19 protein-coding genes are annotated in these 22464 nt (G+C 59.1%); 16 read left to right on the forward strand and 3 right to left on the reverse strand.

Annotated features, from left to right (window positions below; translation table 11 throughout):
- The gene (gene nadB / locus ACONT6_RS06075; protein ID WP_428821483.1) at positions 1 to 1635 is read right to left on the reverse strand and encodes an L-aspartate oxidase; all 1635 of its coding nucleotides are present in this window, start codon (positions 1633 to 1635) and stop codon (positions 1 to 3) included.
- A 219-nt stretch (positions 1636 to 1854) separates the two neighbouring features.
- On the opposite strand from nadB, the gene rpoE reads away from it, so the two are divergent.
- From rpoE to ycjG, 5 genes are all read left to right on the forward strand, one after another.
- On the forward strand, positions 1855 to 2469 hold the full coding sequence (rpoE, locus tag ACONT6_RS06080) for an RNA polymerase sigma factor RpoE (RefSeq protein ID WP_428820868.1): 615 nt from the start codon (positions 1855 to 1857) through the stop codon (positions 2467 to 2469).
- A gap of 212 nt (positions 2470 to 2681) precedes the next feature.
- Positions 2682 to 3371, forward strand: coding sequence for a sigma-E factor negative regulatory protein (locus ACONT6_RS06085; protein WP_078084273.1), 690 nt, complete (start codon positions 2682 to 2684; stop codon positions 3369 to 3371).
- An 84-nt stretch (positions 3372 to 3455) separates the two neighbouring features.
- Positions 3456 to 4505: a MucB/RseB C-terminal domain-containing protein gene (locus ACONT6_RS06090; protein ID WP_428820869.1), complete on the forward strand. Its 1050-nt coding sequence runs from the start codon at positions 3456 to 3458 to the stop codon at positions 4503 to 4505.
- A gap of 37 nt (positions 4506 to 4542) precedes the next feature.
- Positions 4543 to 5028, forward strand: coding sequence for a SoxR reducing system RseC family protein (locus ACONT6_RS06095; protein ID WP_428820870.1), 486 nt, complete (start codon positions 4543 to 4545; stop codon positions 5026 to 5028).
- 170 nt (positions 5029 to 5198) lie between these two features.
- Positions 5199 to 6146 (forward strand): L-Ala-D/L-Glu epimerase, encoded by a 948-nt coding sequence (ycjG, locus tag ACONT6_RS06100; protein WP_428820871.1) that lies wholly within the window; start codon positions 5199 to 5201, stop codon positions 6144 to 6146.
- Between the two features lie 24 nt (positions 6147 to 6170).
- On the opposite strand, the gene mpaA is transcribed toward ycjG, so the two are convergent.
- Positions 6171 to 6905, reverse strand: a complete 735-nt coding sequence (gene mpaA, locus ACONT6_RS06105; RefSeq protein ID WP_428820872.1) for a murein tripeptide amidase MpaA — start codon at positions 6903 to 6905, stop codon at positions 6171 to 6173.
- A gap of 210 nt (positions 6906 to 7115) precedes the next feature.
- Here mpaA and ACONT6_RS06110 point away from each other — a divergent pair, with 210 nt between their 5' ends.
- The 7 genes from ACONT6_RS06110 (at position 7116) to recO (ending at position 14336) form a co-directional block, all read left to right on the forward strand.
- Positions 7116 to 8516, forward strand: a complete 1401-nt coding sequence (locus ACONT6_RS06110) for a DegQ family serine endoprotease (RefSeq protein WP_428820873.1) — start codon at positions 7116 to 7118, stop codon at positions 8514 to 8516.
- 178 nt (positions 8517 to 8694) lie between these two features.
- Positions 8695 to 10500 (forward strand): translation elongation factor 4, encoded by a 1806-nt coding sequence (gene lepA, locus ACONT6_RS06115; RefSeq protein ID WP_428820874.1) that lies wholly within the window; start codon positions 8695 to 8697, stop codon positions 10498 to 10500.
- Between the two features lie 80 nt (positions 10501 to 10580).
- Positions 10581 to 11357 (forward strand): signal peptidase I, encoded by a 777-nt coding sequence (gene lepB / locus ACONT6_RS06120; RefSeq protein WP_428820875.1) that lies wholly within the window; start codon positions 10581 to 10583, stop codon positions 11355 to 11357.
- Between the two features lie 69 nt (positions 11358 to 11426).
- Positions 11427 to 11873 (forward strand): DUF4845 domain-containing protein, encoded by a 447-nt coding sequence (locus ACONT6_RS06125; protein WP_428820876.1) that lies wholly within the window; start codon positions 11427 to 11429, stop codon positions 11871 to 11873.
- Positions 11874 to 11876: 3 nt separating this feature from the next.
- On the forward strand, positions 11877 to 12557 hold the full coding sequence (rnc, locus tag ACONT6_RS06130) for a ribonuclease III (protein ID WP_428820877.1): 681 nt from the start codon (positions 11877 to 11879) through the stop codon (positions 12555 to 12557).
- Positions 12558 to 12647: 90 nt separating this feature from the next.
- Positions 12648 to 13559: a GTPase Era gene (gene era / locus ACONT6_RS06135; protein WP_181253562.1), complete on the forward strand. Its 912-nt coding sequence runs from the start codon at positions 12648 to 12650 to the stop codon at positions 13557 to 13559.
- An 18-nt stretch (positions 13560 to 13577) separates the two neighbouring features.
- The gene (recO, locus tag ACONT6_RS06140) at positions 13578 to 14336 is read left to right on the forward strand and encodes a DNA repair protein RecO (protein WP_428820878.1); all 759 of its coding nucleotides are present in this window, start codon (positions 13578 to 13580) and stop codon (positions 14334 to 14336) included.
- Between the two features lie 18 nt (positions 14337 to 14354).
- On the opposite strand, the gene ACONT6_RS06145 is transcribed toward recO, so the two are convergent.
- Positions 14355 to 17288: a response regulator gene (locus ACONT6_RS06145; protein WP_428820879.1), complete on the reverse strand. Its 2934-nt coding sequence runs from the start codon at positions 17286 to 17288 to the stop codon at positions 14355 to 14357.
- Positions 17289 to 17477: 189 nt separating this feature from the next.
- Here ACONT6_RS06145 and cysM point away from each other — a divergent pair, with 189 nt between their 5' ends.
- From cysM to adk, 4 genes are all read left to right on the forward strand, one after another.
- Positions 17478 to 18380: a cysteine synthase CysM gene (gene cysM, locus ACONT6_RS06150; RefSeq protein ID WP_428821484.1), complete on the forward strand. Its 903-nt coding sequence runs from the start codon at positions 17478 to 17480 to the stop codon at positions 18378 to 18380.
- Positions 18381 to 18426: 46 nt separating this feature from the next.
- On the forward strand, positions 18427 to 20679 hold the full coding sequence (relA, locus tag ACONT6_RS06155) for a GTP diphosphokinase (RefSeq protein WP_428820880.1): 2253 nt from the start codon (positions 18427 to 18429) through the stop codon (positions 20677 to 20679).
- A gap of 21 nt (positions 20680 to 20700) precedes the next feature.
- On the forward strand, positions 20701 to 21504 hold the full coding sequence (gene mazG, locus ACONT6_RS06160; protein ID WP_428821485.1) for a nucleoside triphosphate pyrophosphohydrolase: 804 nt from the start codon (positions 20701 to 20703) through the stop codon (positions 21502 to 21504).
- 219 nt (positions 21505 to 21723) lie between these two features.
- A complete protein-coding gene (gene adk / locus ACONT6_RS06165; protein ID WP_428820881.1) occupies positions 21724 to 22377 on the forward strand; it encodes an adenylate kinase in 654 nt (217 codons plus the stop codon).
- The last annotated feature ends 87 nt before the right edge of the window (positions 22378 to 22464 follow it).

Here is a 22464-nt window from a genome sequence, read left to right on the forward strand (position 1 = left end):
TCAAGCCTGGCTGGGTACGTCGATAAATGGCCGCTGGTTGGCGAAGTTCTCCGGTACCAGAATGGTATCCATGGCCAGTTCCCGCAGGCTCGGATAGTCCAGGGAATAGTGCAATCCGCGACTCTCGCGCCGGTCGAGTGCGGAGCGAATGATCAATTCAGAAACCACCGCCAGGTTGCGCAGTTCAATAAGGTCACTGGTGATCTTGTAGTTGGCGTAGAACTCGAGGATCTCCTGTTGCAGTAGTTTCACCCGGTGTTCCGCCCGCAGCAGGCGTTTGCGTGTGCGCACGATGCCGACAAAGTCCCACATGAACCGCCGCAGCTCATCCCAGTTGTGTGAGATAACCACGTCTTCATCGGAGTCGGTGACACGGGAAGCGTCCCAGGCCAGTGCCGGTCTCGGGGCGGATATTTCACCCAGAGTCGCGTCGATATGCATGGCCGCGGAGCGTGCGTAGACCACGCACTCCAGCAGCGAATTACTGGCCAGGCGATTGGCGCCGTGCAAGCCGGTGAAGGTGGTTTCACCGATGGCGTAGAGCTGGTCCAGGTCTGTGCGACCGTTCTGGTCGACCATCACGCCGCCACAGGTGTAGTGGGCCGCAGGCACTACCGGGATAGGCTCCCTGGTGATGTCGATGCCGTACTCCAGGCACTTGCGGTATACCGTGGGGAAGTGCTCGCGCACGAAATCCGCATCCTTGTGGGAGATGTCCAGGTAAAGGCAGTCGGCCCCCAGGCGTTTCATCTCATGGTCAATCGCGCGCGCGACAATATCCCGCGGTGCCAGCTCGCCGCGTTTGTCGAAGCGGTGCATAAAGCGTTCGCCGTTGGGCAGCTTCAGCTGGGCACCTTCGCCGCGCAGCGCTTCGGTGATGAGCATCGACTTGGCTTTGGGGTGGTACAGGCAGGTGGGGTGGAACTGGTTGAATTCCATATTCGCCACCCGGCAGCCGGCGCGCCATGCCATGGCAATACCGTCGCCGCTGGCACCGTCCGGGTTGCTGGTGTACAGATAAGCCTTGGAAGCACCGCCGGTGGCGAGTACCACGGCGCGGCCCTGGAAGACTTCAACTTCCTCGGTTTTTTTGTTGTAGACATAGCTACCCGCACAGCGGAAACGGCCAGTGGCAGAATCCGGCTGACGGATCAGGTCGAGGGCAATATGGTGTTCGAAGCAGTCGATATTGGGTGTGTTGCGCACCCGCTCGATCAGGGTGCTGTGCACAGCACGGCCAGTGGCATCGGCACTGTGGATGATGCGTCGCTGGCTGTGTCCGCCTTCTTTGGTAAGGTGGTAATCGCCATCGTCCTCGCGGGTGAAGTCCACCCCCTGGTTGATCAGCCAGTGAATGGCGTCCCGGCTGTTTTCCACAGTAAAGCGCACCGCGTCCGGGTGGCAGAGTCCGGCACCTGCATCTAATGTATCGGCTATGTGGGCTTCGACTGAGTCCGACTCGTCCAGTACCCCGGCGATACCGCCCTGGGCAAACCAGGTGGAGCCATCGCGCAGGCGTTGTTTGGAGAGCAGGGCCACGCGGTGGCGCGCGGCCAAGTGCAGGGCCAGGGTGAGGCCTGCGGCGCCACTGCCGATAACCAGCACGTCGTAGTCATAGTGGTTCTTGTGGGCCATATCGCCGGTGCTGGTTTTGATGCTCTCGTCGGTGCTCAAGGGTAATTTCGCCTCTTCGCTCATGGAGTTTTATTCGTGTTGAGGGGCGCGTAGTATACGCCATCTTCAAAAATTACCGATTTGTCAGGAACTTATGACCAAATTTCGGTGTCTTGGACACAACAGAATAATCCTGGACTCCGGGCGGAATTGCCCCGGGGCCGCGGTTGGGAGTAGGGGATGACAGGGCAACAGGCGTCACCAAGTGACCGCCAGCTGGTAGAGCGGGTTCAAAAAGGTGACAAGCGCGCCTTCGACCTGCTGGTGCTGAAGTATCAGCACAAAATCATGGCCGTGGTCAGCCGGTATATCAATGATCATGCAGAAGTAAATGATGTGGTACAGGAGGCCTTTATCAAGGCCTACCGGGCGTTGGGTAATTTCCGTGGTGAAAGTGCCTTCTATACCTGGATGTACCGCATCGCTATCAATACCGCCAAGAATTACCTGGTTTCCCGCAGTCGCCGCCCGCCATCCACGGATGTGGACCTGGAGGATGCCGAGTTCTACTCCGGTGCCGACCTCCTGCGGGACAACGAAACCCCGGAAAACCAGCTTTTCCGCGACCAGCTTGAGGCTACCGTGCACCGGGCTATCCGCGAACTGCCGGAAGATCTCCGTTCCGCAGTGACCCTGCGCGAGATGGAGGGGTTGAGCTACGAGGAAATTGCCGAGGTAATGGGGTGCCCGGTAGGTACGGTGCGTTCCCGTATTTTCCGCGCCCGTGAGGCTATTGACCGGGCGGTTCAGGCCGCCATGGCAGGCGAGCCGGAGCCGGTGGATGGGCGCGGCTAATATTTAGTCAGTTTTGTTTTATCGAGGCCTCGTTTTCGAGGTAGTAGATCTAACTGGACGGTATGACCGGGACGACAGGTAGTATTTTCGACGAATTCACACAAATTTTGCCTGCTGGGTAAAACTTTTTCGTCAAAGCCCGGTCTCAGAAACCAACACACAGGGTGTGAATTTCGCGCCCACTGGATTGCACTTAAAGAGGGTTGACCCGTATGTCCCACGGGAATCATCAACAGCGTTTGAATGAGTCGCTATCTTCCCTGATGGATGGCGAGGCCTCCGAGCTGGAGATTCAGCGCCTGCTGAAGGAGAGCGATGCCTCTGGCGGCGATCTCCAGCAGCGCTGGTCGCGCTATCAGCTGGCGGCCAATGTCATGCGTGGTGAGCAGGTAGCACCGGTAGATCTCGGTCTCGCAGCCAGTATTTCTGCGGCAATCGCCGATGAGCCTTCGCTGGCTGAATCGGCGCAGCCCGCTTCTGCCAACGATGCCGGCAACAGCGCGGCACGCAGTCGCTGGTGGCGTCCGCTGTCTCGCGGTGCGGTGGCTGCTACGGTAGCGTTTGCCGCCGTGCTGGGGGTGCAGCAGATGCAGTCCCCGCAGCCTGCCGGAGAGCTGGTGGCTGAAGTGGAGCGCCCTGCGCAACAGCCGGTACAGTCTGTGCCGCTGCCCAGTGGATTCGCAATGCCCTCGCTGAATACCCGTGCAGTGAGTACTGCACCCCAGTTGGTTCCCGATCAGCGCATGGGCCCCTCGCCCCAGGTTCAGGTGATCCCTTCACCCGAGCTGATGCGTCACCTCAACCGGGTTATGATTGAACACTCTGAGGAGGCCGCCCGGGTGGGTAGCCAAGGGATGGTGCCCTTTGCGCGCGCCACTTACGGTGAGCGACCAGCAGAGTAAAGTGGAATAAGGTCGGAGTAGAGAAGTCGGGGCGGCATGATTGTTCGCCCCCAAGTTATTGAGCTCCCGGTATAAGAAATGAACATGGCGAAAGTTTTCAGTTATTCCGCCCCCAAAGCCAACAGCTCGCTGTTGGCTTTTTTGCTGTTGGCGATGTCTCTCCACGTACCTCTGACCAGTGCCCAAAGTACTGACCGGGGAGGGGAAAACCCCAACCCGCCTGAGAGCGCGCAGACCGAGTCATCGGCGCCAGGCGCGGAAGACCCGGTCTATGTATCGCCGGCAACGGAGCTGGAGACCCAGGCAATCCTGGCCAAACTCGCCACTGCAGTGACAAGCCTTGAGTACCGCGGTCTGGTTACCTTCGAGCATGTGGGGGTGATGGAAACCCTGGAAGTGGTACACGGTGTGCGCAACGGTGAGGAGGTGGAGCGGATTCGCTATCTCACAGGAGCGCCACGAGAGCTGGTGAGTCGTGGGCACGGCGCCCAGTGCCGGCGAGATGGTAGTCCGCTGTCTCGCGCGGGGCTCTGGAGTAGTAGCGGTCTGCAGAACGTACAGAGCAATTACCAATTTTTGATTCGCGGTGAAGAGCGCATCGCGGATCGTGAAGCGGTCGTGCTGCAGGCGCGTCCGCGGGATCCACATCGCTTTGGTGTTGTGATCAGCGTCGACAAGGAAACCGGGCTGCCGCTAAAGTCCATTCTGGTGGCGCCCGCGGGCCGCGTGCTGGAGCGCTTCCAGTTTGTCGAACTCGATCTGTCTCCCATTGAAGACAGTGATCTGCAGCCGCAGTCCGATTCAGCGCGCGAGAACGATGGTTCCGGGCACTGCGGGAGCCTGGTGAGCCGCTGGCAGCTGGGCTGGCTGCCGCCCGGTTTCAAGGCGGTTGCAGCGCGTGAACTCGCGGATGGTGAAATGCTGGTGTACAGCGATGGCCTCAGCGCCTTTACCGTGTTTGTGCAAAAGCTCGGGCCGGAAATGAATTACAAAGGGCGCGCAGTACGCGGAGCTACCGTCGCCTATATGGATCATATTGAAGTGAACGGTGATCGCTATACCATTACCGTGGTGGGCGAGATTCCTGACAATACTGCTCAGTTGGTCGCCCAGGCCGTGGCTACCAGAAATTGACCCGCGACTTAACGCGGATAATCAGCGAGCCAGAGCAATGATTGAAGAGCGAGGCAGGGTGGTGGCCCTGGACGAAAGCGGTATCTGGGTGGAAACCGTGCAGCGCAGCGGTTGCCACGGCTGTGCTGCCAAGTCCGGCTGTGGTACCGGGCTCCTCGGCGACTTCTGGGCAAAGGCGTCGCAAGTGCGCGTGTCTGCAGCGCCCGAGACTCTCTCCCGTGTCCAGCTGCACGATACTGTGGTCATCGGTATTGCCGAGAATACCCTGGCGAGCAGTGCACTGCTTGTCTATCTGGTGCCACTTGTGACGCTGGTTCTGGGCGCCCTGGCGGGGCAAGCGTTAGGCGGCGTGTCAGGTGGCGAGCTGTGGGCCATTCTCGGTGCCCTCGGTGGTCTCCTTCTGGGTGCAGTGTGCGTGCGTCTTTACAGCCATTTGCAGCGCGACAATCCGGCAATGGCGCCCCAGTTTTTGCGCCTGGAACAGGGCAAGCCCTGCGTAATTCCCGTTACTCCCGTGCTCTGACACGTCATTTGCCGCGCTCCCAGAGCGCCTTCATTTTCTCCCTCCCGGTTTCTTTATCGACCCGCAAGTGCCCCCGGTGGGCTTTTTCGCCATTCCTTCCCGCCGTATGCGGATAACTTTCTACACTGAATGCTGACCTGTGCGGCGTGATGCCGATGAGGAGCATATGGATGTTTGAAGGGCGTTGCTATGCCGAGAGCTGGCCCCTACGCACGGCTTTTGTTATTTCCCGCGGTGCGCGCACCGAAGCGGAGGTGGTGGTCGTAGAGCTGTCGGCTGAGGGGCTGACCGGTATAGGCGAGTGCACGCCCTATCCGCGCTACGGAGAAAGCGTTGAGTCGGTGCTGGCGGAGGTGTCGTCGGTGCTGCCGTCGCTGCGCGACGGGCTGACCCGCGAGCAGTTACAGGAAGTGATGCCTGCAGGGGCGGCGCGCAATGCTGTGGACTGCGCGCTGGAGGACTGGCAGCAACAAAAATCCGGACGCGGGTTTGGCGGTCCCACGTGGCTGCCCACGGTGCAGACGCTGGTGGTCGGGGATGCTCACGCCATGGCGGAGGCGGCGCGCGCGGCAGCGGATAGGGGTGTGTCGGTACTCAAGTTGAAGCTCGATCACGAGCGGGTGCTGGAGCGGGTAGCGGCGGTGCGCGCTGCCGCTCCGGAGTGTCAGCTGGTGATCGATGCCAATGAGTCCTGGTCGGAAGACGGCCTGCCAGCGCTGTGCGAATCCCTGGCGAAGCAGGGGGTGGCGATGCTCGAGCAGCCACTGCCCTCGGCCGAGGATCAGCTGTTGGCGCAGTTTGAGCACCCGCTGCCGATTTGTGCGGACGAAAGTTGCCACACCCGCGCGGACCTGCCGCGGCTGAAGGGCCGTTACGATATGGTGAATATCAAACTGGACAAGACTGGCGGGGTCCGGGAGGCGTTGTTGCTGGAGCAGGCGGCTTCGCAACAGGGGTTCCAGATAATGCTCGGCTGTATGCTGTGCACCTCCCGGGCGATCCGGGCTGCCTGGCCCCTGGGCAGCAGTGCGCGTTTTGTGGATTTCGACGGCCCTACCTGGTTGGCCAGGGATGTCGATCCACTGCGTTTTGCTGACGGTCGGGTCTACTGGACCTGAGCACTTGTGATAGTGCGTTGCCCGCTAGGGCTCAAGTCGCAGTAAGTCGGTCATGACTGCCAGATATTCCTCGCTGGCCACGTCTGCAGAGATGGGCGGATATTCCAGGGTGATACACGGGTACTGATGCTCTGCGCACCAGGTGCCGAAGGAGCCGGGCGTCTGGTAGCCGAGTTCGGTGACCAGCGGCAGCTCGAATTGCTCTGCCAGCCATTGCCCGAGCGGGCTTTGCAGGGGATCTTCGACACAGGCGAGTGGTTCGTGGATGGAGATCATCCACGCAGGCTCGAGTTCGGTCACCAGACGGCACAGGGCCTGGGTTTCCGGCTCCGAGCCGGCGCGGGTGCCCGTAGAGAGATACACATCGCGTTCCTCCGCGGCGCTGTTCCAGCGGTATACGGTGCCATCGGGTTTCCAGTTGATGGTGGCAAAGTTGCGGTTGAGGTCCACGCCGCGGGCATTGGAGCGGGTTCCCAGCTGGCAGCCGTCGGGATTGACCGCGAGTATTACATGATGGCGCAGTTGTCCGGCCTCCAGCGAGCGCAGGGCGCAGGACAGGGTGACCACTGCGGCGACTTCGTCGCCGTGGGTGCCGGCCATCACGATGCCGGTGTTTTCATCGCAGGTGTCCGCCGGGAAATAGAACAGCGGTGCGCCCAGTACCGACTGCCCATACTGGAGTCGTTGGGTGCGGAACAGCCCTCGCTGGGTGCGGGGGCGCAATATGGCGCTGGCGGGCGTTTGATGGGATTGTGTCATGAAATCCTTAACACTGTTTTACACTCGGTTGTGAGAACTTTTCCACGAAATTCCTAACTAACAGTGTGGTACTGGCCGACCGGTATTGCCCGGTAGCATAGGCCAGCAGAGATACCTGTCACGGATAACACCAAGTGATAACCGCGCAGGTGACCTTTCGGAATGCACTTTTTTGAATATTAGTAAAAGCGCTTATCAGGGGTAATAAAGATGGTTGCACGCTACTCGCAGTTTTTGCTTGCACTTTGTTTTCTTGTTTCAGCCGCCGCAAGCGCGCGCGGCCTGCCGGAACTGACGGACCTTATCGAGCAGAACTCCCCGGCAGTGGTAAAAATCAATACCGTGGAGCGCAGCCGCGTCTCACGCAACGCGATTCCTCCGCAATACGAACAGCAGATTCCGGATATCTTCCGTCACCTGCTGGAGCCCCGCCAACGGCAGCAGCGGCCTGTGGCCAGCATGGGGTCGGGATTCATCATCTCCAAAGATGGCTATGTGGTCACCAATAATCACGTGGTAGAGGGTGCCGACGAAGTGCGCGTTACCCTTACAGACCGCCGCGAGTACGACGCCAAGGTAGTGGGCACCGACCCGCGCTCCGACCTGGCACTGCTCAAGGTGGATGCGGATGGTCTGCCCACGGTGCGATGGGGAGATTCCGAGCGGGTCAAAGTGGGTGAGTGGGTAGTCGCGATCGGCTCGCCGTTTGGCCTGGATTACTCGGCCAGCGCGGGCATTATCAGTGCCATGGGGCGCAGTATTCCCAACGAGAGCCGCGAAAACTATGTGCCATTCATCCAGACCGACGTGGCTATCAACCCGGGTAACTCCGGCGGTCCACTGTTCAATCTGGATGGCGAAGTGGTAGGTATCAACTCCCAGATTTATACCCGCAGTGGCGGCTCCATCGGCTTGTCGTTCGCGATTCCCGCGAGCCTGGCCCAGGACGTGGTCGCGCAGCTGAAAGAGAAAGGGCGTGTCGATCGCGGTTGGCTGGGTGTAGGTATCCAGGACGTGGACCGCAAACTGGCCACCGCTATGGGGCTGGGTAAGCCGTCCGGTGCACTGGTGGGCCAGCTCGAGGCCGGATCTCCGGCGGACCAGGCTGGCATCAAGGTCGGTGACATCATTACCCACTTCGACGGTGAGAAAATCAATATGTCCGGCGACCTGCCGCATGTAGTAGGGCAGATCCGCCCGGGTTCCGAAGTGCCTGTGGTCCTGATGCGCGAAGGCGATCAGCGCAAACTGAAGGTGCGCGTGGGTGCGCTGCCCGGCGATGACGATGGCCAGCAGGCGTCAAGTGCGCCCGCCAGCTCCGATGTGGGCGGCCGCCTGGGGCTGGTGGTGGATGAGATTCCGGAGAGCCTCAAGCAGCGCCTCGGCGTGGAAAGTGGCGTGCTGGTCAAGCAGGTAGTCCCCGGCAAGGCTGGCGCCAATGCGGGCCTGCGCGGCGGCGATATCATCGCCCAGCTGGGTTTTGACCAGGTGGAATCTCTGGCGGACTACCAGAAAATCGTCAAGAAATTGCCCAAGGGTGAGCTGTTGCCGATCCGCTTCTTCCGCGGCGGCCAGCCCACTTTCCGCACTATCCAGATCGAGGAGGATTGAGACCGGTGAGCGGACGGGCCCCGCAGTACACGGGGCCCATTAATGGCCTGTAGCCCTTGAATTACCGGGGCTCCGCGCAGATCGGATGCACTTTTCCTGCAACCTGTTAGACTTGCGCCCACAGCGCGGCCCGGTCCGCTCATTAACTCACTGATTTTTAAAAGGTTTTATCCTCGCAGTGGCCACTGATCTCTCCCATATCCGCAACTTTTCCATCATCGCTCACATCGACCACGGAAAATCCACCCTCGCCGACCGTTTTATCCAGGTCTGCGGCGGCCTGACCGACCGCGAGATGGCCGCACAGGTGCTCGATAGCATGGATATCGAGCGGGAGCGGGGCATTACCATCAAGGCTCAGAGCGTGACTCTGGACTACACCGCTCGCGACGGTAAAACCTACCAGTTGAATTTCATCGACACGCCCGGACACGTGGACTTCTCCTATGAAGTATCCCGCTCTCTGGCCGCCTGTGAGGGCGCGCTGCTGGTGGTGGACGCGGCCCAGGGTGTTGAAGCGCAGTCCGTAGCCAACTGCTACACCGCCATCGAACAGGGCCTGGAAGTGATTCCGGTACTGAACAAGATGGACCTGCCTCAGGCGGAACCGGAAAAGGTGGCCGAGGAAATCGAAGACATCATCGGCATCGATGCCACCGACGCGACCCGCTGCAGTGCCAAATCCGGTATCGGTGTCGAGGACGTGCTGGAGGATCTGGTGCGTCTGGTACCGCCGCCGGAAGGTGACGTGGAAGCGCCGCTGCAGGCACTGATTATCGACTCCTGGTTCGATAGCTACCTCGGAGTGGTGTCGCTGGTGCGCGTGGTGCAGGGTACGCTCAAAACCAAAGACAAGATTGTTACCAAGTCCCTCGGCCGTCCCCATGTGGTGGACAACGTGGGCGTATTTACCCCCAAACGCAAAGAGACCGGCGTGCTGCGCGCCGGTGAAGTGGGTTTTGTGGTGGCGGGTATCAAGGATATTCATGGTGCCCCGGTAGGTGACACCCTGACCCACGCCAAGGGCGCCGAAGAGGTGCAGATGCTGCCGGGCTTCCAGAAGGTGAAGCCACAGGTCTACGCGGGCCTGTTCCCGGTGAGCTCTGACGATTACGAGGCGTTCCGCGATGCTCTGGACAAACTCTCACTGAACGACGCCTCGCTGTTTTATGAGCCGGAAACCTCCGATGCCCTGGGCTTTGGCTTCCGCTGTGGCTTCCTCGGCATGCTGCACATGGAGATCATTCAGGAGCGCCTGGAGCGCGAGTACGACCTGGATCTGATCACTACAGCGCCCACTGTGGTTTACGAGGTGCAGCTGACCAACGGTGATCTGGTCAATATGGACAACCCCTCGCGCATGCCGGACCTGGGCATGATCGAGGAAATGCGCGAGCCGATCGTCGAGGCAAATATCCTCGTGCCCCAGGAGTACCTGGGTAATGTGATCACCCTGTGTGTGGAAAAGCGCGGGATCCAGAAAGACATGCAGTATGTGGGTGGGCAGGTTTCCCTGCGCTATGAGCTGCCGATGAGCGAAGTGGTCATGGACTTCTTCGACCGGCTCAAGTCGGTAAGCCGTGGTTTCGCCTCTCTGGACTACAACTTTGTGCGTTTTGACCCGGCAAAACTGGTTCGTCTTGATATCCTCATCAACGGTGAGCGCGTGGATGCGCTGGCGGTGATTCTGCACCGGGACAATGCGCAGCAGCGTGGCCGCGCGCTCGCAGAAAAGATGAAAGAGCTGATTCCGCGTCAGATGTTTGACGTGGCCATCCAGGCCGCCATTGGTGGTCAGGTGATTGCGCGTACCACGGTAAAAGCGTTGCGTAAGAACGTAACTGCGAAGTGTTACGGTGGTGACGTCACCCGTAAGAAGAAGCTGCTGGAAAAGCAGAAAGCGGGTAAGCGCCGTATGAAACAACTGGGTAGGGTCGAAGTGCCGCAGGACGCATTCCTGGCCGTGCTCAAGGTTGATAACTGATTTCATAGTGCCGAGACGCCCCGGCAGGTGCCGGGGCCCGGAAAGCATTCGATAAAAACCAGTCAGAAAGAGACTTTTGAATGGATATCAATTTCCCCCTAATTTTGCTGTTGCTGGTGGTGGTGACAGGGGTAATCTGGCTGTTTGATGTGCTGTTTCTGGCGCGTGGGCGTAAAGCGTTGGCCGCGAAGGGACAGCAGCCGCAGGAGCCTGTGGTGGTGGAGTACGCCAAGTCCTTCTTCCCGGTGTTGGCGATTGTTTTTGTGCTGCGCTCCTTTCTGGTCGAGCCTTTCCAGATCCCGTCCGCTTCCATGGACCCCACTTTGCAGGTGGGCGACTTTATTCTGGTTAATAAATACGCTTATGGTCTGCGCCTGCCGGTTTCCCGCACCAAGGTGGTGGATATCGGCGAGCCCAAGCGTGGGGACGTGATGGTGTTCTTCCCGCCTCATGCCAATGAGACCTATTACATCAAGCGTGTTATCGGCCTGCCGGGGGATGAAATCAAGGTGGTTAACAACCAGCTGTTCATCAATGGCAAGCCCGCGCCTCAGGAGCTGATTCAGGCGTTGCCCCCGGGTAACCCGCAAAAAGAATTCCTGTGGGAGGACATCGATGGCCAGCGTCACCTGATGGCCAAGCAGGTCAATCCGAGCATTTACGGCAATATCCGCACGCTGGTCGTGCCCGAAGGCCACTATTTCATGATGGGTGACAACCGGGACAACAGCCTGGACAGCCGTAAGTGGGGATTCGTGCCGGAGAAGGACATTGTCGGCAAGGCCTTTGCAATCTGGATGCATTGGGACAAACTAATGAGCCTGCCCAGCTTTGACCGGGTGGGTGGCATCGAGTAGGACTCGATAAATACCACAAATACTTAAACCATGGACCGGCTTTAAATAACGATAAAACGGTACTACGCAATGACATTACAACAACATTCACCGCTGGCCGCACAACGGGGCATGAGTTACTGGGGCTGGCTGTTTGTGATTGCGGTGTTCGGTTTCGGCCTGACGATTGTGTCCAAGTTGGGACCGGCCTACATCGATGCGCACTTTGTGGAGGAGGGGTTGCACAGTCTGTCCCAGAACAGTGGTATCCGGGAGATGAGCAACACCGAGATCAAGCGGGAGCTCGACCGGTTCTTCACCATCAACAATGTGCGTGGTGAGCCGACCCAGTCGGTAAAAATTATCCGCGGTGCCGACAGCACCCTGGTCAGCATCAATTACGAGCTGCGTCAGCCGCTGTTCCAGAATGTGGACGTGGTGATGAAGTTTGATAAACAACTGAATACTGCCAAGCCCGAGCTCTGTTGCGAGCCACTGGTGGACCTTGAGCAGTTTCGCAAGCGAGACGATTACTAACCGGTGACAGACCTCCACCTGCAACGACTTGGCAACCGCCTGGGATATCAGTTTACCCGGGCGGATCTGCTCACTCTGGCGCTCACCCACCGATCCCACGGCAGCCGCAACAACGAGCGGCTGGAATTCCTGGGGGACTCGATCCTCGGGTTTACCATCAGCTCCGCCCTGTTTGAAAAATTCCCGGAAGGTCGCGAAGGCCAGATGAGTCGCCTGCGCGCGCAACTGGTCAGTGGCGAGACACTTGCCAAGCTGGCGCGGGAGCTCGAGCTCGGCGAGTGCCTGCGCCTGGGCGAGGGTGAGATGAAAAGTGGCGGACACCGCCGCGCCTCCATCCTTGCCGATGCGGTAGAGGCAATCATCGGCGCGATATACCTGGATGCGGGTCTGGAAGCGGCGCGTGAGCGAGTGCTGGCGTGGTTCGGGCCTCGTCTCGACCAGCTGTCACTGGAAACTGCCAAAGACCCCAAAACCCGCTTGCAGGAGTGGCTGCAGGCACGCCAGAAGCCGCTGCCGGCCTACAAGGTGGTGGAGATCGGTGGTGAGGAGCACTCCCAGCAGTTCGTGGTGGAGTGCAGTGTGCACGGGCTGGACAAGCCGGTGCGCGGTACCGCCGGCAACCGGCGCGCGGCAGAGAAGGCCGCCGCCAGCGAAGCCTACGCTCGACTGACCGGGCAGGGCTGACTCTATAATCGGCATCATTATCAATTGCCCACGTTTCAGGCTCGTTTAATGGCTTGCGGTGGGACGGCCCCAGGGCCCCGGAGAATTTCCTTGAGTGAATCAAACAACCCACCTTCCCGCTGTGGATACGTGGCCATTGTCGGCCGGCCTAACGTGGGTAAATCCACGCTGCTGAATCATGTGCTGGGGCAGAAAATCTGCATCACCTCGCGCAAACCCCAGACGACCCGCCACAACATGCTCGGTATCAAGACCGAGGGCAGTAACCAGATTATCTTCGTGGATACTCCCGGGCTGCACGCGGGCGAAGAAAAGGCGATCAACCGCTACATGAACCGCGCGGCCATCAGTTCCACCCGGGACGTGGACGTTGTGGTGTTCGTGGTGGAGCGGGCGCGCTGGACCGAAGGTGACGAACTGGTGGCGCAGAAGTTGCGCGGCCTCAAGTGCCCGCTGATCATTGCCGTCAACAAGGTGGATCAGCTTGAGGACAAGGCGGAACTGTTGCCGCAGTTGCAGGCCCTGTCCGAGCGCTTCCCGGATGCAGAGGTTGTACCGCTTTCCGCGTTGCGCGCGTCCAACCTGCAGGCGCTGGAAGACGTGATTATCGAACGTCTCCCCGAAGGTGTGCACTTTTTCGAGGAAGATCAGATCACCGACCGCAGTTCTCGCTTCCTGGCCGCGGAAATCATTCGCGAGAAGGTCATGCGTCAGCTGGGTGCGGAAATTCCCTATTCGGTGACCGTAGAGGTGGAAGAGTTCGAGCAGGAGGGCAAGATCCTGCATATCAGCGCGGCGATCCTGGTCGAGCGCGACGGGCAGAAGCGCATCCTGATCGGCACCAAGGGCGAGCGGATCAAGCAGATCGGCCAGCAGGCGCGGCTGGATATGGAGCGCCTGTTTGACAGCAAGGTCATGCTGAACCTGTGGGTGAAAGTGAAATCCGGCTGGTCCGACGACGAGCGTGCGCTGCGCAGCCTTGGCTACGTGGACAAGCGCTGAACTGAACCCTGAATCACCGTGCAGCAGCTGCCCCCGCAACCGGCTTATATTCTGCACTCGCGTCCCTTCCGGGATTCCAGCCTCATTCTTGAGTTGCTGACCCCGGATTACGGACGCATCTCCTGTATTGCCCGCGGGGCGCGCCGTGACAAACAGCGGCGACAGCGGGCTCTGCAGCCTTTCTCCCCTCTGCTGGTGACCCTGCTGGGGCGTCACAACCTGAAAACTCTTGGACCTCTGGAAAGCGCCGGGCAGTCCCTTTGGCTGAAGGGGAGGGCCGTGTATGCTGGCTTGTACGCCAATGAATTGCTGGTGCGCTTACTGCCGGAGGGGGAGAGCCTGGTGTCAGTATTCGCGGCCTATCAGCGACTGCTGGATGCGTTGGCGGCGGTGTCAGGTGACCACAGCTCGGAGCTTGAAATGCCGCTGCGCTGCTTTGAGTTGAGCCTGTTGCAGGCACTGGGCAGTTGTCCGGAGTTGGATTACTGTCCCATGGACCACGCGCCGATACGTGCCGACGCCGTGTACAGGTTGACCCAGGAAGAGGGGTTTATGCCAGTGGTTGTGCCTCCGGGGCGTCCACTGCGCACCGGGGAATTTCAAGGTGAGCAGTTGTTGCACATGGCACAACTGATGAACTTGGAAGCCACAGCGGCTCCGGATAGTGAAACCCTCTCCGCGACCAAGCGACTTACCCGCCTCCTGTTACAGCCGCTGCTCGGCAGTCGTCCACTCAGCAGCCGCGAGCTGTTTCGCCAGGTCTACAGCGAAAGCTAATAGCCTGGCTGTCATTTTTTACTTTGCTGCGGGCTCTGCTGCTTTGTTGGGCTCCTCCGAATCTTCCTCCGAGTCGTCCTCCAGTCCAAACAGGGCCTCCAGGTCCTGGTCGGCAGCCCAGTCGCGCAGGCTGCGAATCTCTTCTCTGACCTTGTCGTAAGCGCTCTGGTAAGCCTTCTCGTCGAACTGTGGCGTGTGCTGGTCTCGTACCGGGCGTAACAGCTCCTGTAGTTGTTCTGTTGCCGCGCGCAGGCGCGGTACACCGCAGTAGCAGCAGCCACCGTGCAGGCGGTGTACCCGCTCAAACAGGCCTTGATGGTCTTTTTCCCGATGCAAACGGGACAGCTCCTGCTCGTCGTCGTGCAGCCCCTTCAGCAGCATACCCAGCAGGTCGCGGGCCAGGCCGGAATCCTGGTTGGCAAGGTTCAGGCTGTCACTGATATCTACCAGTCTGGGTCCTTTGAGTGGGGACTGAGACTCCGCCGAAGCCGGTGGGGCGTAAACTTCCATCCAGCGTTTTACGGTGTGGGTGAGCTGGGCTTCGCTGACGGGTTTACTGAGGTAGTCGTCGAGTCCGGCACTGAGTAGGCGGGATTTTTCCTCGGTGCCCACGTGTGCGGTCAGTGCAATAATCGGTGTGCGTCGGCCGGATTCTTCCTCTCTGATTTTCGCGGTCGTGGCGATGCCGTCCATACCGGGCATCTGGATATCCATGAAAATCATATCGAAATGCTGTTCCCGCCAAAGCTGCAGTGCTTCCTCGCCGCTCGCAGCCACGGTCACCTCGACATGCTGGGCGCTGAGAAATTCGCTCATCAGCAGGCGATTCGCTTCGTAATCATCCACTGCCAGTACTCGCGGCTTGGCTGGCCAGGGAAGAACCGGGAAGCTGTCGTTCTGGGGGCGGGACTGGGCCTGATTGGGGACCGCACGCTTGAGCGCGCGTAATAGCCCTTCACGGCTCACCGGTTTGCCCAGGAAGGCGAGTACCCGCGAGCGCAGCGCATCGTAGCAGCGGCGCAAATCCACCGGAGAACCCTGGATGATTACGCGGCACTGATAGGTATCCACGAGCTGCTTCACGGTGCCAATAAATGCTTCGAAATCGTCTTCCGCCACCGAGGTATCGATAATCAGGGCGTCCGGCAGAGCGTCGTGTCGCCACATCTGCTCAACGGTGGGTACCAGATTACTGCTGTCGCTGTGCTCCAGAGGCTCCGCCTGCCAGTACGTCAATTGCTGATAAATCTGCTGGCGGGTCATGGGGTTGGGGTCTACAAGCAACAGGCGGCATCCGGGGAACTGTTCGCGGGTGACCGCCGAGCGGTTGCGGTCGATCGTCAGGGGCAGTTGCACCCAGTAGGAGCAGCCTCCCTGGTCGTTGTCTTCGATGGCCAGTTCTCCACCCATAGAGTGGACCAGGCTTCGGGCGATACTCAGGCCCATACCGTTGTTGGTCATCTGCTGCGGCGGATTATTGCCGAGTAACTGCTTGAGTTCGCGGCGCCCCTGTTCGTCACAGCGCGCACCGTTGTCGACGATGTTGATGCTCATCATCAACTCGGATTCCTTACCGCTCTGTACAGCAATGCGGACCGGGATGCTGCCGTTCTCCGAGCAGCGAATGGCAGTGCTGACCAGGTTGGTCAGGATCTGCTTGATTCGCAGCGGATCACCGATCTGCGATGGTGGTAATTGTGGATCGACAAAGGGCACCAGCTCCAGGTTGTGCTCGTAGCCATAGGGCGCGAGGATCTGCAGGGTTTCTTCCAGAACCTGACCGAGGTTCATGGGGCTGTGATCCAGCACCAGATTGCCGGACTCGATGCGTGAGAAGTCGAGAATGTCGTTGATGGTGGTAAGCAGGCTTTCCGCTGAGCGCAGGATGGTCTGCAGATAGTCCTGTTGCAGCTGGTCTACTTCGGTTTTCAACAGCAGGTTGGTAAACCCGATGATCCCGTTCAGTGGGGTGCGTATCTCGTGGCTGGTATTGGCCAGGAAGGTGGATTTCACCCGGCTGTTTTCCAATGCCTTTTTGCGCGCGAGTTCCAGCTCAATGTTCTGTTCTTCCATGGAATCCAGCGACTGGCGCAGGTCTTCCATGGACTGGTGCAGGCCGTCCTGGTAGTCCCGCAGGAACTCCGCCAGGTTGTCCGCCATCAGGTTGATTTCCTCTCCCAGCTGGGACATCTCCAGATTGCCGGACTTGGCCGCGCGCGCGGTAAATTTCCCCTGGCCGATTGCGCGCAGAGAGTCTTTGAAGTGCTCCAGGCTGCGGGATGCGCGTTCGGAAAGTGCCACGGCCCACACCAGTGCGATCAGTGCGCACACGATCAGCCCGAGCAGGCCAACCAGTGCCACCTGGTAGGTGCCCACGAGGAAGTAGGGGCGGTGTAACTCGATGGTTAGCCAGCAGTTGGTGTCCTCCCCACGCAGCGGGTGGAGCACCTGCAGGCTTTTCAGGTCTTCGTAAATATGGGCCTGCTTGCCCCGCAGCTCCTCTGCTTTAAATGCGGTGCGCGGACGCGGACCAACGCTGGATATCAGGGTGAATTCTTCCTCGCCGGCATCGTTGCGGTCGGCGCGGTACAGTTGAACCGAGCGGATCATATCCCGCTCCAGCATCAGTGCCAGCAGGCTTTTATCCAGCCACTTGATACGGTCTTCGAATGAATGACCGTCGCTGAGGTGAATGAGCTCCACCAGTTGCTCCGCGCTGGCCCGACCGTGACTCAATAACAGGTCACGGCGGTCGCTCATCTGCTGCAGGGTAAACAGCATGCTCAGCAGGACCGAAATGATCAGGGCTGGCGCCATGGTGTAGCGGAACATAATCGCCCGCAGCGACAGCGGGCGGTTGCCAGTGCGTCGCTTGTGGCTTCCCTCTTGCGACGACTTGGCCAGTGGTGGCTGAGGCGCGGAGCGGGAATGATTGGGGGGAGCGTAGGCCATGATTTCTGCGGCAGTTGTGTTATTTTTGTCCGATTCTACGCCTGCTGGCCACAGAAGCCACCCCAAAATAGTCGGTTTTTACGCGGAATCTACTGCCTTCCAGTGATGTGAAGTCGCAGCCGCGCCGCCTCGGGGGTAGAATGTGCGCCGCCATGTCCCTTGAATAGTCCGATGGATCAGATGTTGACTATGGAATACCCGACCATTGCCGATTGCATTGGCAACACCCCCCTGGTGCGGCTGCAGCGCCTTCAGGGAGAGACTTCCAATACCATCCTGCTCAAGCTGGAGGGTAATAACCCCGCGGGATCCGTAAAGGACCGCCCGGCGCTGTCGATGATCAGCCGCGCGGAGGCCCGAGGTCAGATCCAAGCGGGCGATACGCTGATCGAGGCCACCAGTGGCAATACCGGTATTGCGCTGGCCATGGCAGCGGCGATCAAGGGGTACCGTCTGATCCTGATCATGCCCGAAAGCGCTACGGAAGAGCGCAAGGCAGCAATGACCGCTTACGGAGCCGAACTCATTCTGGTGAGCGCGGAACAGGGTATGGAAGGTGCGCGAGATCTGGCATTACAAATGCAAGCGGAAGGGAAGGGACTGGTGCTGGATCAGTTCTCCAATATCGACAACCCTACCGCCCATATCGAAACGACCGGGCCTGAGATCTGGCGTCAGACCGGAGGCCGGATCACACATTTTGTGTCTTCCATGGGAACCACCGGAACCATCATGGGGTGCGGTCGCTACCTGAAACAGCAAAACTCGCAAGTCGAAATTATCGGTCTGCAACCCACAGAGGGCTCTGCCATCCCGGGTATTCGCCGCTGGCCTCAGGCTTATTTGCCGAAAATATTTGTACCGGATGAAGTTGACCGGGTCATGGATATCAGTCAGCAGGAGGCGGAGGAGATGACCCGTCGCCTGGCCCGGGAAGAAGGCATCTTCTGCGGGGTATCGTCCGGCGGTGCGGTTGCCGGCGCCCTGAAAATTTCCCGGGAAGTAGAGAATGCCACGATTGTGGCGATCATCTGCGATCGCGGTGACCGGTATCTTTCTTCCGGTCTGTTTAACGCCGAAGCTACGGCTTAAACGCCTAAGCACATTTTTCCGATCATTCTGACCGCGAGTTAATACATTGGTACAAGTCAGAAAAAATTACCCGCGACTGGCCGACGGCACTCTCGATAGGGAAGCCTGGCTGCGCCATATTCAGGCGTTGGCAAAGCTGGACGGCGGGACTCTGGTGACCCTCCGCAAGGCCATTGAAATCAGCGAAGAGGCAGAGCATCGCTCTATCGATGCGCAAAATATCTGGGCGGAAGGGACCAGCAGCTTTCTTACCGGCCTGGAAATGGTCGAAATTCTCGCGGACCTGCAGATTGATGGTGAAGCCTTGTGTGCGGCCATGCTGTACCGTGCGGTACGTGAAAATCGCCTGTCCCTTAAGGTTGTCTCCGAGGAAATGGGAGAAACCATCGCCAAACTGATCCGCGGTGTCCTGCAGATGGCGGTGATCCGCAATCGCAGTGCGGATACCGGCGAGGAAAACCAGAGTGGTGCGGTAGAAGAGCATTCGGAAAATATCCGACGCATGCTGGTAGCGCTGGTGGACGATGTGCGCGTGGCGCTGATCAAGCTGGCGGAGCGCACCTGTGCCATCCGCGCCGCGAAAAAGGCGGATGAATCCAAGCGGCGCCGGGTCGCGCGGGAAGTGGCTGACGTATATGCGCCGCTTGCCCACCGCCTGGGTATCGGACATATCAAGTGGGAGTTGGAAGACCTTTCCTTCCGCTATCTGGAGCCCGACGATTACATGCAGATCGCGCGGTTGCTGGATGAAAAACGTCTGGCGCGGCAGGACTATATCGACGATGTGCTGGACATGTTGCGCAACGAACTGTCCAAGGCGGAGATCGAAGGCGAAGTATTTGGACGGGCCAAACACATCTACAGCATCTGGCGGAAGATGCGGCGAAAAAATATCGGGTTTTCCCAAGTCTATGATATTCGCGCGGTGCGTATCCTGGTCCCCACGGTACGGGACTGTTATGCGGTGCTCGGAATCGTGCACAACCTTTGGCGCAACATTCCCAACGAATTTGACGATTACATCGCTTCGCCGAAAGAAAATGGCTACCGCTCCCTGCATACCGCGGTCATCGGTCCCGAGCGCAAAGTGCTGGAAGTGCAGATCCGTACCTTTGCCATGCACGAGGAAGCCGAGTACGGCGTGTGTGCGCACTGGCGATACAAGGGAACCGACAAAAAATCCGGCCAGCTGGATGGTCAGGACGGCTACGAGCAGAAAATATCCTGGCTGCGCCAGGTGCTCGACTGGCACGAAGAAGTGGGGGGCAACCCGCTACAGGACGATCTCCAGGCTAGCGACGTCGACACCCGAATTTATGTATTTACCCCGGATGGCCACGTGGTCGATCTTCCCCGCGGCGCCACCCCGCTGGATTTCGCGTACAGGATCCACACAGAAATCGGGCATCGCTGTCGGGGGGCCAAGGTAGACGGGCGCATTGTGCCCCTCAATCACGAGCTGCAAACCGCCAATCAGGTGGAAATCCTCACCGGCAAGCGGGAGTCGCCCAGCCGTGACTGGATTTCCCGGAGCATGGGTTACATCACCACCTCGCGGGCCCGGGCCAAAGTCATTCACTGGTTCAAGCAGCAGGCGCGGGATCAGAATATCGCGGAAGGACGCACCATTCTCGATGGCGAATTCAAACGACTGGCGCTAGCGGATTTCGATTTCGAGAAGCTCGCAAAAAAACTCAACATGCATTCCCTGGACGACCTCTACGCGGCGGTTGGCGCCGGCGATATTGGTGTCGGCCAGGTGCTCAACTCAGCTCAGCGCATGGTGAAAGTCGAGAGCGGAGAGCCGGTAGTTTCCCTGACGGCGCCGGTTGCCCGGGAAGGGCAGGCGGATGTCTATATCGACGGTGTGGGCAACCTGATGACGCAGATCGCCCGTTGCTGTAACCCGTTGCCGGGAGACGACATCATGGGCTACATCACCCAGGGGCGCGGCGTTTCCATCCACCGCAAGGACTGCGCCAATATGCTGCGCATGCAGTCTGATGAGCCGGAGCGCATCCTGCAGGTGGAGTGGGCGGAAAAACCCAGCGACCTCTATTCGGTGGAAATCATGGTGGAAGCATACGACCGTCACGGCCTGTTGCGGGATATCACCGCCATGCTGGATAGCCAGCGTATCAATATTACCGCCATGCAGACCCGCTCTAACAAGCACAAGCACACGGTAGATATGGTAATTACTGCCGAGATCCACAATTTCGAAGAGCTCAGTCAGGTGCTGCACCGCATCAACCAGCTGCCGAACGTTGCCTCGGCCAACCGGCGTATTCTTCACTGATTTTGTAACCTGATGGCAGACATGAAAGAAACCTATACCGTTGAAGACCTGCAGTTTCTGATGTCACAGCTGCGTGACCCGGATGGCGGTTGCCCCTGGGACCTGAAGCAGACGTTCTCATCCATTGTTCCCTCTACGATTGAAGAGGCGTACGAAGTGGCAGAGGCCATTGAGCTGGAAGATTTTGAGCACCTGCATGAAGAACTGGGTGACCTCCTGTTTCAGGTGATTTTTTATGCCCAGTTGGGACAGGAGCGGGGCCATTTCGATTTTCCCCGCATTGTCGACACCCTGGTGCGAAAACTCGTGCGACGCCATCCCCACGTGTTTCCTTCCGGCGATCTGCATGGGGACAACCAGGCCCGCGAGATCGACGAGCAGCAGGTGAAAGCCAACTGGGAGTCGATCAAGGCAGCGGAGCGGGAAGCCAAGGGAGAGAGGGGCACTCTGGACGGTGTGGCAGCGGGATTGCCGGCACTGACCAGGGCCGCCAAACTACAGAAACGTGCGTCTCAAGTGGGTTTTGACTGGCCCGAGATCGATGGCGTATTGGCCAAGGTCGAAGAGGAGTTGAGGGAATTGCGCGAAGCCATTGCCAGTGGAAATAGCGAACATTCCCGCGAAGAATTGGGAGACCTGCTGTTCTCTTGCGTCAATGTCGCCCGGCATCTGAATGAGGATCCGGAGGCGGCTCTGCGCCAGTGTAATCGCAAATTCCAGCAGCGTTTTGGCGCGGTGGAATCTGCACTGAAACAACGGGATTTACAGCCCTCAGACGTCACTCTGGAAGAGTTGGACCAGCTTTGGGAAGAGTCCAAGAAGTAGTTTTGAGGACCGGGCGGGGCCGGTCGCAGAACGGTAAGTGGCGCTAAACTCCTGAATCCGGAATAAAATGGCCGAGTTTTGTAAAAAAATTACCGAATTCGGCCAGGCCACATGCGGACTTGTTCTGGCATGGGGCAAAGTGTAAGGTAGCGCTCTTTTTACGGTGGCCCGCCGCAATGACTGCGCTGCGCCTCGGCATGATCTGGAGATTATCTCTTTATGCGAATCATACTTCTGGGCGCTCCGGGCGCTGGTAAGGGTACTCAGGCCCAGTTCATCACCGAGAAGTTTGGAATTCCTCAGATTTCAACCGGGGATATGCTCCGGGCGGCGGTCAAGGCGGGTACCCCGCTGGGGCTGCAGGCCAAAGACATCATGGCTGCCGGCAAATTGGTTTCCGATGACCTGATCATCGCTCTGGTCAAAGAGCGTATCGCAGAGCCGGATTGTGCTAATGGATTCCTGTTCGACGGCTTCCCTCGCACCATTCCCCAGGCCCAGGCCATGCTGGACGCTGAAGTAGCCATCGACCACGTGCTGGAAATTGCCGTGGACGACGAAGAAATCGTAAAGCGCCTGTCCGGCCGTCGTGTACACGAGGGTTCTGGTCGCGTTTACCATCTGGTGTACAACCCGCCCAAAACTGAAGGCGTGGACGACGTGACCGGAGAAGCGCTGGTACAGCGCACCGACGACAGTGAAGAGACCGTACGCAATCGTCTTTCCATCTATCACGAGCAGACCGAGCCTCTGGTCGGTTTTTACCGCGAGTTGGAACAGCGCCAGCCCGAGTCCGCACCCAAGTACAGCAAGGTAGAAGGTGTAGGCTCTATGGATGCTATCCGCGACCAGGTGATTGCAGCCCTGAGCTGAGCATCCCCTGAACGGGTCGAAGTCCTGCGATAGCGCGCGGGCAAGAAGCTTCTTATCATTGCTTCTTATCTAAAAAAGCTCCTTCGG

This window comes from Microbulbifer sp. MCCC 1A16149 (genome assembly GCF_050368945.1).
In the GTDB taxonomy this organism is placed as follows: Bacteria; Pseudomonadota; Gammaproteobacteria; order Pseudomonadales; family Cellvibrionaceae; genus Microbulbifer.